Origin of the sequence: Pyxidicoccus fallax (assembly GCF_012933655.1) — a bacterium.
GTDB lineage: Bacteria > Myxococcota > Myxococcia > Myxococcales > Myxococcaceae > Myxococcus > Myxococcus fallax.
In genome coordinates, this window is sequence record NZ_JABBJJ010000007.1 from 11,784 (window position 1) to 30,317 (window position 18,534).

Below are 18,534 nucleotides of genomic sequence, written 5' to 3' on the forward strand. Positions count from 1 at the left end.
CTCCGTCCTAGTGAAGGTTGCCGTTGGGGAAGAGCGCCACCTTGACGCAGCCGTCCTTCTTCTGGGCGAACGTGTGGTAGGCGCGCGGCGCGTCCTCGAGGGAGCACCGGTGGGTGAACACGGTCGACGGCTTGATGCGGCCGGCGCGCACGTGCTCCAGCAGGTGCGGCATGTAGCGCTTCACGCTGGCCTGGCCGGTGCGCATCGTCTGCGCCTTGTTCATGAAGGTGCCGATGTCCACGCCGTTGAACGGCGGGCCATAGGCGCCGATGAGCGAGATGACGCCGCCCTTGCGCGTGGCGTGGATGGCGAAGTTGATGGCCTGCGGCGAGCCGGCCTCCAGCTTCGCGTACACGCCGAGCGCGCGGTGCACCGGCGAGCCCGAGGCCTCGCAACCCACCGCCTCGATGGTGGCGTCGGCGCCGCGGCCTTCCGTCATCCCCTTCACGATGGTGACGAGGTCGTGCTCCTTGAAGTTGATGGTCTCCACGCCCAGCCAGTCGCGCGCGAACTGCAGGCGGTAGTTCTCCAGGTCCACGGCGATGACGCGGCCGGCGCCCATGGCCCAGGCGGACCACATGGCGAACAGGCCCACCGGGCCAGCGCCGAGCACGAGCACCGTCTCGCCGCCCCGGAGGTCGCACATCTCCGCGCCCTGGTAGCCGGTGGAGAAGGCGTCGGTGATGGGCAGCGCGTCGAGGTCGTCGACGTCCTCGGGAATCTTCTCGGCGTCCACGCCGATGAAGGGCACGCGCACGTACTCGGCCTGGCCGCCGTCATACCCGCCCATGGTGTGCGAGTAGCCGTAGATGCCCGTGCCGGCGTCCGTCGCGGGGTTGGTGTTCTCGCAGCACGCGGAGAGGCCGCGCGTGCAGTAGTAACAGCCGCCGCAGAAAATCTGGAACGGCAGCATCACCCGGTCGCCCGGCTTGATGCCCTGCGCGTTGGGGCCAACCTCCTCGACGATGCCGGTGAACTCGTGACCGAAGGTGAACCCGATGCGGGTGTCCGGGACGAGTCCGTGGAGCAGGTGGAGGTCGGAGCCGCAGATGGCGGCGCTCGTCACGCGAACGATGCCGTCCTGAGGATGCTCGATTCTCGGCTCGGGCTTGTTCCGTACGGCGACGCGGTACGGTCCTTCGTAGGTCAGAGCTCTCATGCCCGATAGCGTTTGAGCGCTCTGCCGCATTGCCAACTGGACAACGGACGCGCCCAGTGAAACGTCCGCCCGGCGGCTCGTCCTCCGACAGGTCCGGGACGGAGCGACTTGGCAGGCAGGCGTGCCCTACTCCGCTCCGCTCCCCACCGCCTCCCACGCCTCCAGCCGCCGGTCCAGCGCGGTGAGCGCCCACAGGTCCGCCGGGTTGTCGGGACGCACGGCCGCCAGGTCCCGCTGGAGCGGTCCACGGGCCGCGACGACGCCCCACTCGGACAGCACGCGCAGGGCCATCAGCGACGGCTTGCGCGTCACCAGCGCGAGCAGCGCCTCCACCACGCGTGGGCTGCGCTCCGCCGCCAGCCGCTGCACGGCCTCGTGACGCTCCTCGTTCGTGGAGTCCGGGTCCTCCAGCGTCCCCGTGAGCGCGTGGAAGCGCGCGTCTTCCAGCAGCGGGCGCGGGCCCGCGCCTTCCCAGTGCTCCACGGTGACGCTCGTCCGGCCGAAGGACACGCACTCGCGCCGCACGCCGTCGTCCCCGAACAGGTCCAGGATGCGCTCCTGGGAGGGTGTGCCGCCTTCGAGCATCCGCCCCGCCCGCTCGGACAATTCCGGCGACGCACCGAGCAGGTGAACCCGCAGCACCGTCGCTTCCGCTCCCGCCGACTGCTCGGAGGGGACGCGGCCCCACTTGAGGAACACCTCGGCCAGGCCGCGCTCGTGGACGTACCAGCGGTACTCCAGCCACACGGCGCTCGGGCGGAGCGCGAAGCGTGCGTCGTGGGGCTCGGTGAGCCGGGGCGCGCCCTCCGCCATGCCGGCGAAGCAGCGCTCCAGCAGGGACTGGGCGTCGGAGAGCTTCATGGGGAACCGATGCCCATCCTACCGCCCACGTGTCAGGCTCGCGCGGGCCGAACGTTGGTGTAATCTGCACACGAAGCGGGAGGCATGGCACATGGCAGGGACGGAGCAGCGCGGGTTCACCTTCTTCTGGCGTGAGGAGTCCCCCTTTTCGCAGTGGCACCGCTCGGAGTTCGTGGTGGACGGGGTCCGCTACGTCTGCGCGGAGCAGTACATGATGGCGGGCAAGGCGCGCCTTTTCGCTGACGCGGAGGTGCTGGCCAGCATCCTGAAGTCCGCATCGCCCAAGACGCACAAGGCGCTGGGCCGCAAGGTGCGCGACTTCGACGCCGCCGTGTGGGAGCGCGAGCGGGAGCGCATCGTCTACGAGGGCAACCGCGCGAAGTTCACCCAGGACGCGGAACTCTTGAAGGCCTTGCTGGCCACCCGTGGCACGGAACTGGTGGAGGCCAGCCCGTTGGACCGCATCTGGGGCGTGGGCCTGGGCGCGGAGGACCCGCGCATCCAGGACCCGTCGAAGTGGCGGGGGCTGAACCTGCTGGGCAAGGTCCTCACGAAGCTGCGCGAGGACCTCATCGCGGAGGGCGTCACCGAGGCCCGCCCCGCCGCGCGTTAGCGGGGTTCAGAACTCGTAGCGCACGGTGGGCTGTCCCGGCAGGGCCAGGTCCACCGCGCCGGTGGACTTGCCGTACTTCTCGCGGAAGCGCTCCACGATGGAGGTCAGGTCGAAGCGCGGCGTGGCCATGACCAGCGCCTTGCACATGTCCTGCTTCGCGTCGTGCGTGATGACCAGGTGGGCCACGGGGGTGCCGTCCGTCCCCTGCTGGAACTCGCCGTTCCACGCCAGCCCGTAGGTGTGCTCGCGGCAGCCGCCGCCGTGCCGCACCGTCACGTCGAGCACGTCGCGGAAGGCACGGAAGCCCTCGATGGTGAGCGGGTCTCCGGGCTGGGCGTTCGCGTCCACGGCGATGGCCTGAACGGGCGCCTTGCCCTCCTGGGACGTCGTGTTCTTGGGGGACTCGCCGGGCGCGAACTCCGGGTTCGCCACCGGGGGCTCCGACTGAGCCACCGCGGGCTCCTCCGGCTTCTCCGGCGTGCTCGCGCACCCACCGAGCAGTCCGCACAGCACCACGCCACTCCAGATGAGCTTCCGCATTCGGTCCTCCTCCTTGGTTCAACGCCGGAGCGCGGCCTCGTACGCCGCCAGGGTGCGCTCCGCGGTCCGCTTCCAGGTGAACTCCGAGGCGCGGGCCTTCCCGCGCGCGGCCAGGGCCCGCCGCTCCTCCGGCGAGCGCAGCAGCCGGTCGATGGCCCGCGCCAGCCCTTCCGCGTCGTCCGGCCGCACGGCCACGGCCGCGTCGCCGCACACCTCCGGCAGCGAGCCCGCGGTGGAGACGATGGTGGGCGTGCCCAGGTGCATGGCCTCCAGCGGCGGCAGGCCGAAGCCCTCGTAGCGCGAGGGGAACACGAAGAGGGCCGCGCGGCGCATCAGCTCGTAGAACACGGCGTCGGACTGGTAGCCGAGCGAGCGCACGTCGTGCCCCTCGGAGCGCAGCCGGAAGATGCGCTGCTCCACGCGGCCGGAGCCGAACCAGCTCTGCCCCGCCAGCACCAGCGACACCGGGCGGCCCTGGGCCCGCAGCCGCTCCATGGCGTCCAGCACCAGCTCCACGTTCTTCCGCACGTCCAGCGAGCCCGCGTAGAGCACGTACTCCTTCGGCAGGGACAGCGCGCGCAGGAAGTCCACGCTGATGGAGTCCAGCTCCGGTGCGTGGACGTGGTCCACCCCGTTGGGCACCACCACGGTGCGGGCCTCCACCTCGGGGAAGCGGGCGAGCAGGTCATTCCGGGTGCGCTCGCTCACGCACACCACCCGGTCCGCCATGAGGAGGCTGCGCGACAGCCACAGGCGGAACTGCCAGCGGAAGGCGCGGGACACCGTCTCCGGCATCAACAGGGGGATGAGGTCGTGCACCGTGAGCACGTAGGCCATGCCGGGCACACGGGTGAGGGGCAGGTTGAAGTTGCCGTGCGCGTGGTACAGCGGCGCACCCAGGCGCTGGAGCACCCGGGGCAGCCCGGCGAGCGTCCACGCGGTGCGGCCGGAGTCCCCTCGGGGGTGCTCGCCGGAGGCGTGCGCGCCGAGCTTCTCCAGGCGCGTGCCCAGGGTCTCCAGGGCGGAGGCGAGGCAGCGGGTGTAAAGGCCGATGCCGGTGGTGGGCTCGTCCCAGAGCGTCGCGTCGAAGGCGATGGGGCCGGTGGACACGGAGCGCCTCATAGCACGCTCGTGTGTGATAGGCAGGGCACGCATGGCGATCCACCAGTTGATTCCGAGCTTTGTCCCCGGCGACGCCACCGGGCAGTCCGCGCTGCACCTGCAGCTGCTCCTGCGGCGCATGGGCCACGCGGGAGGGCTGTACGCGGACGAGGTCGGCGCGGGCCTGGAGGGTCTGGCCAGCCCCGCCTCCGCGCTGCGGCCCGAGCCCGGGGACCTGGTGCTGTACCACCACGGCATCGCCTCGCCGCTGAGCAGCCGGTTCATGCACCTGCCCTGCCGGCGCGGCGTGGTCTTCCACAACATCAGCCCCGCGCGCTTCTACACGGGCCTGCCGCTGGAGGACGCGCTGGTGGCGGGGCGCGCGCAGCTGGCGGCCATGGCGGACTTCGCGGACGTGGCCATCGGCGTGTCGGACTTCAACGCCGCGGAGCTGCGCGTCGCGGGCTTCCGCGACGTCCACACGGTGCCGCTCTTCATCGAGCCCGGGCGCTTCAGCCGCGCCAACGCGGACCCGAAGATGCTCCAGCGGCTGTCCGGCCCCGGGCCGGTGCTGCTGGGCGTCAGCCGGGTGATGCCGCACAAGCGCTTCGAGGACCTGCTCGCCCTGCACCGCGAGGTGGTGCGGCTGCGGCCCCAGGCGCGCCTCCTGATGGTGGGCGGGTACGAGCCGGGCAGCCGCTACTTCCGCGCGCTGAAGCGCGAGGCGAAGGGCTTGAGCGGCGTGCACTTCCTCGGGAGGCTGAGCCACGCGGAGCTGGTGGCCGCGTACCGCTCCGCGTCCGTCTTCGTGTCCATGAGCGAGCACGAGGGCTTCGGCGTCCCGCTCATCGAGGCCATGGCGGCCGAGGTGCCGGTGATGGCCTACGCGGCGGCGGCGGTGCCGGAGACGCTCGGGGGCGCGGGCGTGGCCTTCGACCAGAAGCGGTTCGCCTTCCTCGCCGAGCTGGCGGTGGACCTGAGCGAGGACCTGTCGCTGCGCGAGCCCGTCCTCGCCGGGCAGACGCGCCGGCTGGAGCACTTCTCCGCGGCCTCGGCGCAGGTCGCCCTGTCGAGCGCGCTGAAGGGCCTGCTGCCTCCGCCCGCACCGCGCCCGCGCAAGGCCCCGAAGCGCCCACGCGTGGGGCTGGTGGTGCAGCGCTACGGCGAGGTGACGGGCGGCGCGGAGAAGCTGGCCGCACAGATGGCCGAGCACCTGGCTCCGCATTGGGACATCACGGTGCTGACGACGTGCGCGAAGAACCACCTGTCCTGGGACAACACCTTCCCGCCGGGGCCGGACGAGGTGAACGGCATCCGGGTCCTGCGCTTCCCGACGACGCGGATGCGCAACATCCGCGGCTTCAACGGGCTGTCGCGGCAGGTGTTCGACAAGCCCAACGAGCGGCTGCGCGAGGAACAGTGGGTGGCGGAGCAGGGGCCGCTGTGTCCCGGGCTGCTGAAGCACCTGGCCACCACGCGTGATGCGTATGACGGGTACCTGTTCTTCACGTACCTCTACGCGCCCACGGTGTGGGGCCTGCCGCTGGTGGCGGACCGGGCGCTGCTGGTGCCCACCACGCACGACGAGTCCCCCATCCGCTTCGGCCTGTACGCGGACGTCTTCGAGCGTCCACGCGCGCTCTTGTGCCTCACGCCGGAGGAGCTGACCATCATCGAGAAGTACTTCCCGAACCACGCGCGCACGCGGGTGGTGGGCGTGGGCGTGGACCGGCCAGCGGCGGACGGCGCGCGCTTCCGGGAGAAGCACGGCATCCGCAAGCACTACCTGCTCTACGTGGGACGGCAGGAGCCGGGCAAGGGCGTGGGCGAGTTGCTGGAGTACCACCAGGCGCTGAAGGAGCGGTTCGCGGACGCGCCGGACCTGGTGCTGGCGGGTGACAGCAACATGGACCTGTCCGGCGAGGGCGTGCACTACCTGGGCCGCATCGACGAGCAGGACAAGCACGACGCATTGGCTGGAGCGCTGGCGGTGGTGGTGCCCTCCCGGTACGAGAGCCTCTCGCTGTTGACGCTGGAGGCCTTCGCGCAGGGGACGCCGGTGCTGGTGAACGGCCGCTCGGACGTGCTGGTGGGCCAGGTGGAGCGCAGCGGAGCGGGCCGGACGTATACGGACCTGGACTCGTTCATCCAGGGCCTGCGCGAGGTGGGTGACGAGCGAGCGCCCATGGGGAAGAAGGGCCTGGAGTACGTGAAGAAGCAGGGCTGGCCGCAGGTGGTGGCGGCCTACCGCGAAGAGATGGAACGCATCCTCGAGGAGAATCGCCAATGAAGCTGCTGGGACGGGACATCCCCGCGCGGGAGTTGATTGCGCGCATCGAGGAGCGCCTGCGCCTGCGCGGCCTCCCCACGTCGGAGCCGGTGGAGGTACCCGCCGAGGGCGTGGAGCCGCGGGTGGAGCCGCTCACCTTCAACCTGCACGCGCTGGAGGAGAACGCGGACGCCACGCGGGCGCTGCCGCTGCACACGCACCGGGGCGGCGCGGGGCAGCTCGTGCTGGTGGCGAAGTGGGCCTTCCGCAAGTCGTGCCAGGTGTTCATCAACGAGGCGCTCGGCCGGCAGCGCGTGTTCAACGGGCACGTGCGCGACTCGTACGCCCAGCTCTCCGCCGAGGTGATTCGCCTGCGGCGCGAGGTGGAGCAACTGCGCGCCCGCGCCGGTGGCAAGCCGGTCCCGGCGGCGGCGGATGGCGAGCTGAAGCGTGTCGATGAGGCGGCGGCGCGCCAGGGCGGAACCGAGCAGCGGGTGTCCTCGCCGGACGTGCCGGCGAAGGCGGCCGGCTCGACGAAGCCCGACGCCGCGGCGGAGGTGCGCCCCGCCGAGTCAGCACCGCGAGCGAAGCAGGCCACGTCGCGGGTGCCCTCGACCAAAGAACAGGCGCGACGGCCGCGAGAGTCTGCTCCGGCCGCGAAGCCTCCTCCCACCTCCGAGGTTGCACCACGGACCAGCACCGCTCAGGGCCCGGAGCGCTCCGGCGGGCGGGCCTCCAAGAAGCCGTCCTCGCCAGGGAAGACCGCGCGTCGCGCGAAGCAGGGCGCGGCGGGCCAGAATGCCTCCGAGGCGAAGTCCACGACGAGCTCGGAGCCCGTGCTCCCGCGGCCTCGTCACGCCAGGGGCGGAGCGGGTGAGCCCACCCACTCGCAGGCGAAGACGCCACGGGTCCGCCCCGAAACCGAGGGCGCCGCTTCACGCACGACGGGGAACACCGGTCCGCGCTCTCGCAAGCCCGACTCACGGCCTCGCGGCCGCCGGAAGTAATCGGCCCCCTCCCCTCGTTGCCCGGAGCCAGCGGGCGGGAGCGGATCCACGAGGAGAAGCGGTCCTGACGCGCGTCCCTGTCCGTGGGACCGCGCACGGCCCTCGCCAGCGACTGGCGGCCGGGAGCACGTCGGACACGTCCTGGGGCAGCCTCCTCCCCCGGCAGCCATGTCGCCAGCGCATCCTCGCGCACCTCCGTGCATCGGAGGTGTGGCATGGCCTCTCCTCCCGCCCCCAAGTCCTGCGCCGTTTGCGGCCGCACCATCACCTGGCGCAAGAAGTGGGAGCGCGACTGGGAGTCGGTGCGCTACTGCTCGGACCGCTGCCGGGGACGAAAGTCGGAGGTCCGCGGCGAGGACGTCCTCGCGCGGGCCATCCTGGACCTGCTCGCCACCCGGGCCCGCGGCGCCACCATCTGTCCCTCCGAGGTCGCCCGCGCGCTCGGCGAGGAGGGCTGGCGCGAGCGCATGGAGCCCGTGCGCGAGGCCGCCCGCCGGCTCGTCGAGCAGGGCGCCCTCGACATCCTCCAGGGAGGCCGCGTGGTGGACCCCTCCACGGCCCGCGGCCCCATCCGCCTGCGCCTGCGACAGCCCGTCCCAGGCCCGGATACCTCGCATTGACGCCCCGGCGGCCCCGTGCCAAACCGGGCGCGTGGAAGCACCCTTCATCAGCATCGTCATCCCGGCCTACAACGAAGGCCAGCGTCTGCCTCGCTTCGTGACGGAGCTGACGCGCGTCTTCCTGGAGCGCCCCGCCCCACCGACGGAGTTCATCGTCGTGGATGACGGCAGCCTCCCCGAGCACGCCACCCTCCAGCAGGCCTGCGTGGAGGAAGCCCAGGCCCGTCTCACCGCCCAGCGCTCGCCGCACCGCTTCAGCTATGTGGCCGCGCCACACAACCAGGGCAAGGGCTCGGCCATCCGCCTGGGCTGGCGCGTCGCGTCCCCCACCGCCGCCTGGTTCGCCTTCGTGGACGCCGACGGCGCCATCTCCGCCGAGGAGCTCCACCGGCTCGTGGAGCTGACCACCACCGACACCGGCCGCGACCATGACGTCATCGCCGGCTCGCGCATCCTCATGGCCGGCCGCCGCGTGGTGCGCAACCTCCACCGCCACCTGCAGGGCCGCGTCTTCGCCACGCTGACGGACTCGAACTTCCAGCTGCGCTTCTACGACACGCAGTGCGGTGTGAAGCTCGTCCGCGCCGCCATGCTGCGCCCGCTGCTGGACGTGCTCCAGGAGGAGCGCTGGCTGCTCGACGTGGAGATGCTCGTGCTTCTCAAGCGCCAGGGCGCCCGCGCCATCGAGGTCCCCATCGACTGGGAGGACTTCGGCGGCTCCAAGGTCGTCCCCGGCCTGGACGGGCTGCGCATGTTCTGGGGCCTGCTCCAGCTCCGGCGCCGCCTGGAGCGGCTGACGCTGCCCGCGCCCGAGTCCCGCGAGGGCGCCCCGTCCCTGCCGCCCTCCCCCGTCGGCGTCACGGGAAGCGATACACGGTGACGTAGCCGTCCTGGTGCACCAGCTCGCCTCCCAGCTCTTCCACCACGAAGCGGTGGCGCAGGGGGTGGTGGTAGTGCGCCACGTACCAGCGGTAGTGGTTGTCCTTGAGGAAGCGGCGCATCTGCTCGCGCTCCTCGGGCGTCACCGGCCCCGCCACTCCGTGCAGCCTCTCCAGCGCGCGGAAGATGCGCTGCTCCACCAGGGCTGCCTCGCGCACCGGCAGCCGGGCCAGGCGCGCGAAGGACACCGGCTTGCCGTGGTAGGTCTGCTCCCACTGCCCCACCACGTGGTCGGTGAAGACGGCCGCCGGCATGGGCGCGTCGCGAATCTCGTCGAAGATGGGCGGCAGCGTCGGCAGCGCCGGCATCGCCAGGGGCTTGCCGAGGTACTCCACGTTGGGCACCACGGCCACCGCCAGCGCCACGGCCAGCCCCACCCCCGCCCCACGCGCGGACGCCATGCGCCCCAGGTGCGCCGCCGCGAAGGCCACCAGCACCCCCAGCGCCAGCGTGGTGATCAGCTCGAAGCGCACGGGCATGCCCCCACGCGAGAAGAGCGGCACCATGTGCTTGAAGACGACGTACGGCATGGGCACCTGCACCCACAGCGGCTCGCCGAACGAGGTGAGCGGTGACAGGAACGCCACCAGCGTGCACAGCGCCAGCAGCACCGTCACGTCCCGGTGCCACGCGCGTCCCCGCCACGCGGGCCACCACCCCACCGCCAGCGTGAGGACGGCCAGCGGCACCACCGGGGACAGCAGGTCCGAGTTGCCGATGCTCAGCACCGTGCCCATGGACAGCACCGCATAGCCCAGGCCCAGCCCCGTCCACCTCCGGCCCTCCGGCACGCCCTTCCACAGGGCGAAGACGGCCAGCAGCGGCGTCAGCCACCCCAGGAAGGTGCCCGCCTCCTCCGCGTTGGTGCTCATCTTGCCCACCACCTCCGCGGAGAACGCCTTCACCTTCTGGGGCATCACCTCCAACCAGGCAGACAGCGTGTCCGGCAGGAAGAAGGCATACAGGTCCGTGAAGTAGTCGGAGTCGCCATGCTGGATGCCAATCGGCGCGGGGAACAGGTGCAAGAGCAGCGGCATCACCCCGGGCAGGCACGCCACCGCCGCCGCCAGCGCGGCCATCCCCGCCCGGCGCACGCCCGCGTCCTTCAGCGTCCCCACGGACAACAGCGGCCCGCGGCGCCAGCGGTCGGCCACCACCCAGAGGAAGGAGAAGAGCGCGATGTAGAGGAAGTAGTAGTAGTCACACAGCAGCGTGTAGAGCGCGGCCAGCGCCAGCCCCACCAGCCACTTGCGCTTCCCCTCGTCCAGCCAGCGCAGGAAGAAGAGGAGGTAGAGGGGGATGCCCTCCGTCGCGGTCAGGTTGAGGTGCGCCGTCGCGTGGCTCAGGTGGTAGCGCGAGAAGTCGAAGACGCACGCGCCCGCCAGCGCCGCCACCGCCGCGAGGCCTGGCGCGAAGCCCGCGCGCTCCAGCAGGTAGCGCATGAGCAGCCACGCCGTGTACCCCGTCAGCACGAAGCAGCTGAAGAGCACGAGGTTGTACGCCGCCTCCACCGGCATCCACGGCACCAGCACCGCGCCCCACACCGTCTTGGCCAGTGCCAGCGTGTGCCAGTACATCTCCGCCCCCAGCGGCCAGTGCAGCATCGGCGCGAAGAAGGGGTTCTGGGGGTCCACCCACACCGCCTGGCGCATCCACCAGAGGTGCCACACGTTCATCAGCACGTCTTCGCGTCCGCCGGCGACGTGGCCCTTCAGCTTCGACAGCAGCGGCCACGTGTGGAACGCCGACAGCAGCGTGAATGCCAGGAGCACCAGCGGATGCAGGGCCCGTCGCAGCAGAGGTGACATAGGCAGGGAGGCTCAGAGCGGCCGCTCGGCGGCCATCAACATGTTGTCGCCCGGGTTGAACGGAATGGCCTACGCCCCGGCACCACGCGCCGCGCCAATTCCGGTGGATTGGGCCCCCACCGGGGCCGGGCGAGGCTCCGGATGGCGGCGGGGGCGCGTTCCGTCATGGGCGCGCACCGTAGCCCCCGGGGGGCGAACCCCACAACATGACAGGTGGGGAAGCCCCGCCCATGCCCGCTCCCCTCTCCCGGGCGTGAAGGGGGGGAGTATGCCTACGTGGTCCCGACGCGTTACAACCGCAGCGGGGCCAATCGGTCCCATTGGCCCCCGTCACGACGGGAGCCGAGCCCGCTTGCTTTCCGGGCGACTGCCCGCGAAATAGGCCCCGCCCGGGGGCCGTTCCTCCAGGTTCCTCCCACACCTTCAGTGATATGCGCGCCTTGACCGACCTGCCCTCCGACCCCACCCCCTCGCTGACCCTGGGCCTGCCGGGCTTCACCTTCGAGGACCTCTACCGCCCGCGCGGCCTGCGCCGGCTCTCGGAGCGTTTCGACGCGCAGCTCGCCGAGAACGACCCCGAGCTGTTCCGGGCCTATGACGCGTACCGCAAGTCCGGCGGCACGAGCCTCACCGGGCCGGCCGAGTCGGACGTGCTCATCCGCGTGGCCCGCCACGTGTCGCGCTTCGTCGGGAAGCTCTTCGGAGTCGAGGCGGAGCTGGAGGGCCTGGCCGGCCGGCAGCGTGGCGAGCTGCCCCTCTTCGACTTCAAGCGCGAGTTCATCACCCGCCGCGTCTTCAAGAAGGGCGCCGCGGACCGCCCCACCCTCGCCGAGTTCCCCTCGCTCGACGCGCGCATGCGCCTGCTGATGAGCCTGGGCTTCCCCGAGGCCGTGGCCAGCGGCGACCTGGAGCGAGGCCTCGCCGAGTCCATCCTCCTGCTGATGGACCTGGAGCGCCTGTTCTCCGGCAGCCTCCCCCCGGAGCTGCAGCCCCAGGCGGAGGCCCTGCGCGCCCGCTGGGCCGCGCTGCGCGCCGTGCTCGTGTCCACGCAGGAGGCCCGTGACGCGTTCGGCTCCAGCCTCGTCACCCACGGCGACGACGCCGCCGAGCTCCAGGCCGTCCGCGCCCTCTTGTCCCTGGCGGACCGCTGGACGTACGCGCGCGCCCTGCACCCGGAGACGAAGGAGCTCTTCCACGCCTGGCCCACGCACCGCATCCCCAAGCCGCTGGTGTTCGACCAGCTCGTCCAGCTCAAGCGCCCGGACGCGGAGCTGCCCGAGGTGACGGAGGGCCTGGAGCACCACCTGCGCCACCGCGACGGATTCAAGCTCACCGACCGCCGGGGCACCCAGCGCGACGTGATGAACGAGGTGGACTACTGCGTCATCTGCCACGAGCGCTCGAAGGACTCGTGCTCCAAGGGCTTCCCCGCGAAGGACCCGGTGGCCGAGGGGCACACCTACAAGAAGAACCCGCTGGGCATCCCCCTCAACGGGTGCCCGCTCGACGAGCGCATCTCCGAGGCGCACGCCCTCAAGCGCGAGGGCAACTCCGTGGCCGCGCTGGCCATGGTGACGCTGGACAACCCGATGTGCCCGGGCACCGGCCACCGCATCTGCAATGACTGCATGAAGGCCTGCATCTTCCAGAAGCAGGAGCCGGTGAACATCCCCCTGGCGGAGACGGCCACCCTCACGGACGTGCTGGCGCTGCCCTGGGGCTTCGAAATCTACGGGCTGCTCACCCGGTGGAACCCGCTCAACGTCCGCCGCCCGTACGCCCTGCCCTACACGGGCCGCAACGTGCTGGTGGTGGGCCTCGGCCCCGCCGGCTACACGCTGTCGCACTACCTCCTCAACGAGGGCTTCGCCGTCACCGGCGTGGACGGCCTCAAGATTGAGCCCTTCCCGGATGACCTCGTGGGCCGCAACGGCCGCCCCCTGCGTCCCATCCGCGACTGGTCCGCGCTCACCAACGAGCTGGACGAGCGCGTGCTGGAGGGCTTCGGCGGCGTGTCCGAGTACGGAATCACCGTGCGCTGGGACAAGAACTTCCTCACGCTCATCCACCTGACGCTGGCGCGCCGCGAGGGCTTCCGCATCTTCGGCGGCGTGCGCTTCGGGGGCACGCTCACCATCGACGACGCGTGGGAGCTGGGCTTCGACCACATCGCCATCGCCGCCGGCGCCGGGCGCCCCACCATCATCGGGATGAAGAACAACCTCATCCGGGGCATCCGCAAGGCGAGCGACTTCCTCATGGCGCTCCAGCTCACCGGCGCCTTCAAGAAGGACTCGCTGGCCAACCTCCAGGTGCAGCTGCCCGCCATCGTCATCGGTGGCGGCCTCACCGGCATCGACACCGCCACCGAGCTGATGGCGTACTACCCGGTGCAGGTGGAGAAGACGCTCGCCCGCCACGAGAAGCTGGTGGCGGAGATTGGCGAGGAGGCCGTGCTGGCCCGCCTCGACGCGGAGGAGCGCGCCACCTACCAGACGTTCCTCGAGCACGGCCGCGCCGTGCGCGCCGAGCGCGAGAAGGCCCAGGCGGAAGGCCGCAGCCCGGACTTCATCAAGCTGGTGCGCGCCTGGGGCGGCGTGAGCCTCGTCTACCGCCGCGGCCTCACCGAGTCCCCCGCCTACCGCCTCAACCACGAGGAGGTGACGAAGGCGCTGGAGGAGGGCATCCGCTTCATCGAGCGCATGAGCCCGGTGGAGGCCCTGCCGGACGCCTCCGGCGCGGTGCGCGCCCTGCGCTTCGAGCGCATGGTGACGGTGGACGGCAAGCTGAAGGGCAGCGGCCAGTTCTTCGAGCTGCCCGCGCGCACGGTGTGCGTCGCCGCCGGCACGTCCCCCAACGTCACGTACGAGAAGGAGTACCCGGGCACCTTCCAGCTCGACTCCCGCGGCGAGTACTTCCAGGGCCACGAGCTGGTGGAAGACGGGGACGGCTTCGCCCTCAAGCCCGTGGCGGCCAAGGAGGACCCGGGCGCGAAGGCGGGCTTCTTCACGTCGTACCGGAAGGACGGCCGCTTCATCTCCTTCTACGGCGACAACCACCCCGCCTACGCGGGCAACGTGGTGAAGGCCATGGCCAGCGCCAAGGACGGCCACCCCGAGGTGGCGCGCCTGTACGCGAAGGAAGTGGCCGCGCTCGACTTCCACGACGAGCTGGCCCAGGCCCGGCGCGACGAGCAGCGCGCCGCGCACTTCTCGAAGCTGGATGACGCCTTCAGCGCCACCGTCGTCGCCGTCAACCGCCTGACGCCCACGATTGTGGAGGTGGTGGTGCGCGCGCCCTTCGCCGCCAGCCACTTCTCGCCCGGCCAGTTCTACCGCCTGCAGAACTTCGAGCGGACCGCGCCCGTGGTGGACGGCATGCGCCTCACCATGGAGGGCCTGGCCCTCACCGGCGCGTGGGTGGACAAGGAGAAGGGGCTGATGGGCACCATCGTCCTGGAGATGGGCTCGTCCTCGCGCCTGTGCGCCGCGCTGCGCCCCGGCGAGCCCGTCGTCCTCATGGGCCCCACCGGCGCGCCCACGGAGATTGGCCACAACGAGACCGTCGTCCTCGTGGGCGGCGGCCTCGGCAACGCGGTGCTCTTCTCCATCGCCCGCTCGCTCAAGGCGGCCGGCTGCCGCGTCGTCTACTTCGCCGGCTACCGGCAGAAGACGGACTCCTTCAAGCGCGACGAGATTGAAGCCGGCACGGACCAGATCATCTGGTCGGTGGACGGCGGCGACATCATCGAGCCGCGCCGCCCGCAGGACTCGGGCTTCCGGGGCAACGTGGTGCAGGCCATGCTGGCCTACGCACAGAACAAGCTGGGCCCCGCGCCCATCATCTCCCTGTCCGAGGTGGACCGCATCATCGCCATCGGCTCGGACGGGATGATGCGCGCGGTGGCCGAGGCGCGGCACGGCGTGCTCCAGCCGCACCTCAAGCCCGGGCACGAGGCCATCGGCTCCATCAACTCGCCGATGCAGTGCATGATGAAGGAGATCTGCGCCCAGTGCCTCCAGCGGCACGTGGACCCGCTCACCGGCAAGGAGACGTGGGTCTTCTCCTGCTACAACCAGGACCAGCGGCTGGACCAGGTGGACTTCGTCAACCTGCGCCAGCGCCTGCGCGGCAACACCGTCATGGAGAAGGTCGCCGACGTGTTCCTGGCGCAGCTGCTCAAGAAGGCGCCGCACCTCAAGCGCGTCTGAGCCGGGCCGGCAGGCTCCCGGGTCTTCAGCGGCGCGTGCCGGTGAAGACCCGGAGCATCTCCTGGTAGTTCCGCACCAGGTCCTCCTCGCGGGTGAGGACGACGTCCACGTTGGCGTCGCCGTACTCGCGCCGGGCGTCGGCCAGCTTCTCGAAGGACTCCACCTGGCGCCGCATGGAGGCCACCTGGGCGGCCAGCCCCTCCTGCTGCTCGGGGGGCAGCTTCGCCTGGAGCGCCTCCAGCTTCTTCAGCTCCTCCTCGTACTGGAGCGTGCGCCCGAGCTGCCGCTGGCTGATGACGGCCGTCACCACCTCGGCGATGCCGTTGACGTCCGCCTCGCTCAGGCCCGACGCCACGCGCGCCTCGGCTTCCGCCTTCGCCTTGGCCTCCACCACCTTCAGCCCCGCCCGCGCGGACGCCGCCGCCTCCGGCGTGCCCGCGTCCACCAGGGCCCCCAGGTTGTGCAGCCCCTTCAGCATCGAGCCGTACACCTCCAGCATCTGTCGCTGGTACCCCACGTACGCGTCCAGCTTCTCCTTCGTCACCACGTACGGGCCCGCCTCCCCCTCCCCTGCCTCCGGGCCGCCGGCGAGGGCCCCGTCCGCCTGCTCGGGTGCCGGACGGGATGCCGCCTCCTCCTTCTTACAAGCCGAGAAGGCCAGCAGTACCCACAGTCCGCACAGCACCTTGCGCATTGCGTTCTCCTCCAGACGGGCTGGCGTCGCCGAGCTTCTCCCCCACTTGCGCGGCGGGCGGCGACTCCCTTCCCTCTCTGTCATGGCGGGGTTGTTCCGGCCACTGAACAATCGCCGCATTACCTTTGACCAACCGGGCCGCGCTCGTGTACGAACCGCGGTCCTGTCGAAAGCGGTGGAGGGACTTTGAGGATTTTCCTGGTTAGGCACGGCGATGCGGACGCGGAGATCCCCGAGGGTCTCGGCGACGAGGCTCGCGCGCTCACCGCCAAGGCCCGCGCCAATACCGCTCAGCACTTCGCGTCGCTGGCGGAGCGCATGGGCCCGCTGGGCCTCATCCTGACCAGCCCGCTGGTTCGCACGGTTCAGACGGCGCAGATTCTGTCCTTCGTGGCGAAGCACGAGGGTCTGCTGAAGGTGCACCGCTGCCTGCTGCCGGACATGCCGGTGGGCGCGGTGGAGCCCGTCCTGACGGAGCACATGGACCAGAACCTGGTGCTCGTGGGGCACCAGCCCTCCATGGGCGCGCTGGCGGCCCACCTGCTGGGCATGCAGTCCTTCCCCAAGCCGGTCAACCCGGGCACCGTCATCGCCCTGGAGCGCACCGACGGGGAGACGCCGCAGATGAAGTTCCTGTTCTACGCGGCCCCTGGCCAGCAGGTGCTCGACGTCATCCAGTGAGGCCCCCGCGGCCATGATGGACGAAGCCCGCTACAACCAGCTCGCCTCCGCCGCCTTCCGCCGCATCATGGCGGCGGCGGACGCCATCGACCCGGACATCCTGGAAGCCGAGAGCACGGGCGACATGGTGACGCTCACCGCCCGCTCCCGGGAGAAGTGCATCGTCAACACCCAGCGCGCCGTGAGGCAAATCTGGGTGGCCGGGCGCGGCCAGGGCATCCACTTCGACTACGACGCGTCCACCAGCACCTGGAAGGACGACAAGGGCCGGGGCCTGGAGCTGTTCTCCTTCGTCGCCGACGTGGTCCACGACATCAGCGGCGTGGACTTCAGCTACGCCGGCTGAGGCCGCCCGCCCGCCGCGGGCTCCACCCGGTTGCCCCCGGCCGCCTGCGCGCGGCGCAGCGCCTCGCCCGCCTCCTTCAGGAGGCTCCCGAAGCTCACCTGGGCCTGGCTGGCCGACGGCGCGCCCTTGCCGCCGGGCGGCTCGGACACGGCCACGCCCACCGAGGCGCTGGTGCCTGGAAGCCCCTTGAGGCCGGAGATGCGCTCGCGCAGCCGCTCGGCCACCACCAGCGCGCCGGAGCGCGGGGTGTGCGGGAGGAAGACGACGAAGCGGCTGTCCGCGAAGGGCACCGCCACGTCGATGTCGCGCACGCCCGCCACCAGGAGCCCCAGCGCCTCGGCCAGCACCGCCGTGCGGGCGGCCGGAGCCACGGACGCGGACCGCTCGGCGAAGCCGTCCAACTCCACCAGCAGCACGGCGATGGGGTAGCGGTAGCGCCGGCTGCGCTTCACCTCCATCAGCATCAGCCGCTTGAGGAACTCGAAGTCCGGGGACGACGCCCCCGCCGCCGGAAGGTCCGGGCGGCTGGGCCGGCGGCCGCCCTCGGGCTCCACGACGGTCAGCGTGCCCGGAACCGGGGTGATGGCGAAGCCGGAGGCCCGCGAGGGCACGGGGGGAAAGGAGCCGCTGGGCCGGGCGAGGACGGGCGCCGCCGGGGCCATGCTGGAGGCCGCCAGGGCCCCGCCAACCGCGGGAACTCCGGGGGCCGCGCCGGGCGCCACGGGAGCCATTCCGGACGCGAGGCCCCGGGCCTGCTCGCGCTGCACCAGGAGCGACACGCAGGTGAGTACGTTGGGGCGCTTGAGGGGGCCCACCAGGCAGCCGTCCGCGCCCGCGTCCGCGGCGCGCAGGTCCGCCTGCTCCTCGTCCGGGGGATACACCAGGAGCACCGGCGGCGAGGCGCCCTGGGCCTTCAGCCCGCGGCACAGCGCCTCGCCGTCCAGGGGCCCGGCTCCGGACGCCAGCACCACGGCGGGCGGGCGCTCCCGCGCCGCGCGCAGGGCGTCGTCGAGGGTGCCCACCCAGGACACCTCGTGGCCGGCCCCTTCCAGGTAGCGGCGCAACACGCCCGCCACTGGAGCGGAGGGCTCGGCCAGGAGCACGAAGGACATCAGACCTCCATGACCTCCTTCTCCTTCTTCTTCACGATGTCGTCCACCTGGGCGATGCCGGCGTCGGTCTGCTTCTGGACCTGCTCGGTGATGCGCTTGTGGTCGTCCTCGGTGATCTTCTTGTCCTTCAGCTGCGTCTTCAGCGCCTCGTTGGCGTCGCGGCGGATGTTGCGGATGGCGACCTTGTGGTCCTCACCCTTCGTCTTCACCTGCTTCGCGATTTCCTTGCGGCGCTCCTCGGTGAGCGGCGGGAAGGGCAGGCGAATCATCTCGCCGTCGTTCATCGGGTTGATGCCGAGGTTGGCCTCGCGCAGCGCCTTCTCGATTTCCTTCAGGACGCTCTTCTCCCACGGCTTGATGGTGATGAGCCGGGGCTCCGGGGCGTTGACGCTGGCCACGCCGGACAGGGGCGTGGGGGTGCCGTAGTAGTCCACCCGGATGCCGTCGAGGATGGAGATGCTCGCGCGCCCGGTGCGCACCTTGGTCAAATCCCGGCGCAGGTCCTCGAGCGTCTTGTCGATGCGGCCCTTCAGTTCGGTGACGACGTCTCCACTCATTGTGGTCTCTCCTTGA

Annotated in this window: 16 protein-coding genes; 8 read left to right on the forward strand and 8 right to left on the reverse strand. The window is 71.3% G+C overall.

Annotation, left to right across the window (positions count from 1 at the left end; genetic code table 11):
- Nucleotides 1-7: 7 nt before the first annotated feature.
- A complete protein-coding gene (locus HG543_RS02405) occupies nucleotides 8-1,159 on the reverse strand; it encodes a zinc-dependent alcohol dehydrogenase (RefSeq protein WP_169343002.1) in 1,152 nt (383 codons plus the stop codon).
- Nucleotides 1,160-1,285: 126 nt separating this feature from the next.
- Nucleotides 1,286-2,020, reverse strand: coding sequence for a hypothetical protein (locus HG543_RS02410; protein ID WP_169343003.1), 735 nt, complete (start codon nucleotides 2,018-2,020; stop codon nucleotides 1,286-1,288).
- 91 nt (nucleotides 2,021-2,111) lie between these two features.
- On the opposite strand from HG543_RS02410, the gene ybiA reads away from it, so the two are divergent.
- Nucleotides 2,112-2,633, forward strand: a complete 522-nt coding sequence (gene ybiA / locus HG543_RS02415; RefSeq protein WP_169343004.1) for a riboflavin biosynthesis intermediates N-glycosidase — start codon at nucleotides 2,112-2,114, stop codon at nucleotides 2,631-2,633.
- Between the two features lie 6 nt (nucleotides 2,634-2,639).
- Here the strand turns inward: ybiA and HG543_RS02420 are convergent, their stop codons facing one another.
- Together HG543_RS02420 and HG543_RS02425 are read right to left on the reverse strand one after the other, a co-directional pair.
- Nucleotides 2,640-3,173: a hypothetical protein gene (locus tag HG543_RS02420; protein ID WP_169343005.1), complete on the reverse strand. Its 534-nt coding sequence runs from the start codon at nucleotides 3,171-3,173 to the stop codon at nucleotides 2,640-2,642.
- Between the two features lie 18 nt (nucleotides 3,174-3,191).
- On the reverse strand, nucleotides 3,192-4,283 hold the full coding sequence (locus HG543_RS02425; protein WP_343073252.1) for a glycosyltransferase family 4 protein: 1,092 nt from the start codon (nucleotides 4,281-4,283) through the stop codon (nucleotides 3,192-3,194).
- Nucleotides 4,284-4,326: 43 nt separating this feature from the next.
- Here HG543_RS02425 and HG543_RS02430 point away from each other — a divergent pair, with 43 nt between their 5' ends.
- The 4 genes from HG543_RS02430 to HG543_RS02445 all read left to right on the forward strand — a co-directional run bounded on the left by HG543_RS02430 (nucleotide 4,327) and on the right by HG543_RS02445 (nucleotide 9,050).
- Nucleotides 4,327-6,564 (forward strand): glycosyltransferase family 4 protein, encoded by a 2,238-nt coding sequence (locus tag HG543_RS02430; RefSeq protein WP_169343007.1) that lies wholly within the window; start codon nucleotides 4,327-4,329, stop codon nucleotides 6,562-6,564.
- Nucleotides 6,561-7,550 (forward strand): hypothetical protein, encoded by a 990-nt coding sequence (locus HG543_RS54905; RefSeq protein ID WP_246356699.1) that lies wholly within the window; start codon nucleotides 6,561-6,563, stop codon nucleotides 7,548-7,550. The genes HG543_RS02430 and HG543_RS54905 overlap by 4 nt, the downstream gene beginning before the upstream one ends.
- 215 nt (nucleotides 7,551-7,765) lie before the next feature.
- The gene (locus HG543_RS02440; RefSeq protein WP_169343008.1) at nucleotides 7,766-8,170 is read left to right on the forward strand and encodes a DUF2256 and DUF3253 domain-containing protein; all 405 of its coding nucleotides are present in this window, start codon (nucleotides 7,766-7,768) and stop codon (nucleotides 8,168-8,170) included.
- Between the two features lie 31 nt (nucleotides 8,171-8,201).
- Entirely contained in the window at nucleotides 8,202-9,050 is an 849-nt protein-coding gene (locus tag HG543_RS02445) for a glycosyltransferase (RefSeq protein ID WP_169343009.1), read from the forward strand.
- Here the strand turns inward: HG543_RS02445 and HG543_RS02450 are convergent.
- Nucleotides 9,028-10,917 (reverse strand): hypothetical protein, encoded by a 1,890-nt coding sequence (locus tag HG543_RS02450; protein WP_169343010.1) that lies wholly within the window; start codon nucleotides 10,915-10,917, stop codon nucleotides 9,028-9,030. The genes HG543_RS02445 and HG543_RS02450 overlap by 23 nt on opposite strands.
- A gap of 431 nt (nucleotides 10,918-11,348) precedes the next feature.
- Between HG543_RS02450 and HG543_RS02455 the strand changes: the two genes are divergently transcribed.
- Nucleotides 11,349-15,128, forward strand: coding sequence for an FAD-dependent oxidoreductase (locus HG543_RS02455; RefSeq protein WP_169343011.1), 3,780 nt, complete (start codon nucleotides 11,349-11,351; stop codon nucleotides 15,126-15,128).
- A 25-nt stretch (nucleotides 15,129-15,153) separates the two neighbouring features.
- On the opposite strand, the gene HG543_RS02460 is transcribed toward HG543_RS02455, so the two are convergent.
- Nucleotides 15,154-15,822, reverse strand: a complete 669-nt coding sequence (locus HG543_RS02460) for a hypothetical protein (protein WP_169343012.1) — start codon at nucleotides 15,820-15,822, stop codon at nucleotides 15,154-15,156.
- 186 nt (nucleotides 15,823-16,008) lie between these two features.
- Here HG543_RS02460 and HG543_RS02465 point away from each other — a divergent pair, with 186 nt between their 5' ends.
- Both HG543_RS02465 and cyaY read left to right on the forward strand, forming a co-directional pair.
- Nucleotides 16,009-16,503: a SixA phosphatase family protein gene (locus tag HG543_RS02465; RefSeq protein ID WP_169343013.1), complete on the forward strand. Its 495-nt coding sequence runs from the start codon at nucleotides 16,009-16,011 to the stop codon at nucleotides 16,501-16,503.
- Between the two features lie 13 nt (nucleotides 16,504-16,516).
- Entirely contained in the window at nucleotides 16,517-16,849 is a 333-nt protein-coding gene (cyaY, locus tag HG543_RS02470) for an iron donor protein CyaY (RefSeq protein ID WP_169343014.1), read from the forward strand.
- Here the strand turns inward: cyaY and HG543_RS02475 are convergent.
- Together HG543_RS02475 and frr are read right to left on the reverse strand one after the other, a co-directional pair.
- Nucleotides 16,837-17,961: a diguanylate cyclase gene (locus HG543_RS02475; RefSeq protein WP_169343015.1), complete on the reverse strand. Its 1,125-nt coding sequence runs from the start codon at nucleotides 17,959-17,961 to the stop codon at nucleotides 16,837-16,839. The two genes, cyaY and HG543_RS02475, sit on opposite strands and share 13 nt — an antisense overlap.
- Nucleotides 17,961-18,518, reverse strand: a complete 558-nt coding sequence (frr, locus tag HG543_RS02480) for a ribosome recycling factor (protein WP_169343016.1) — start codon at nucleotides 18,516-18,518, stop codon at nucleotides 17,961-17,963. Before frr ends, HG543_RS02475 begins: the two co-directional genes overlap by 1 nt.
- Between the last annotated feature and the right edge of the window lie 16 nt (nucleotides 18,519-18,534).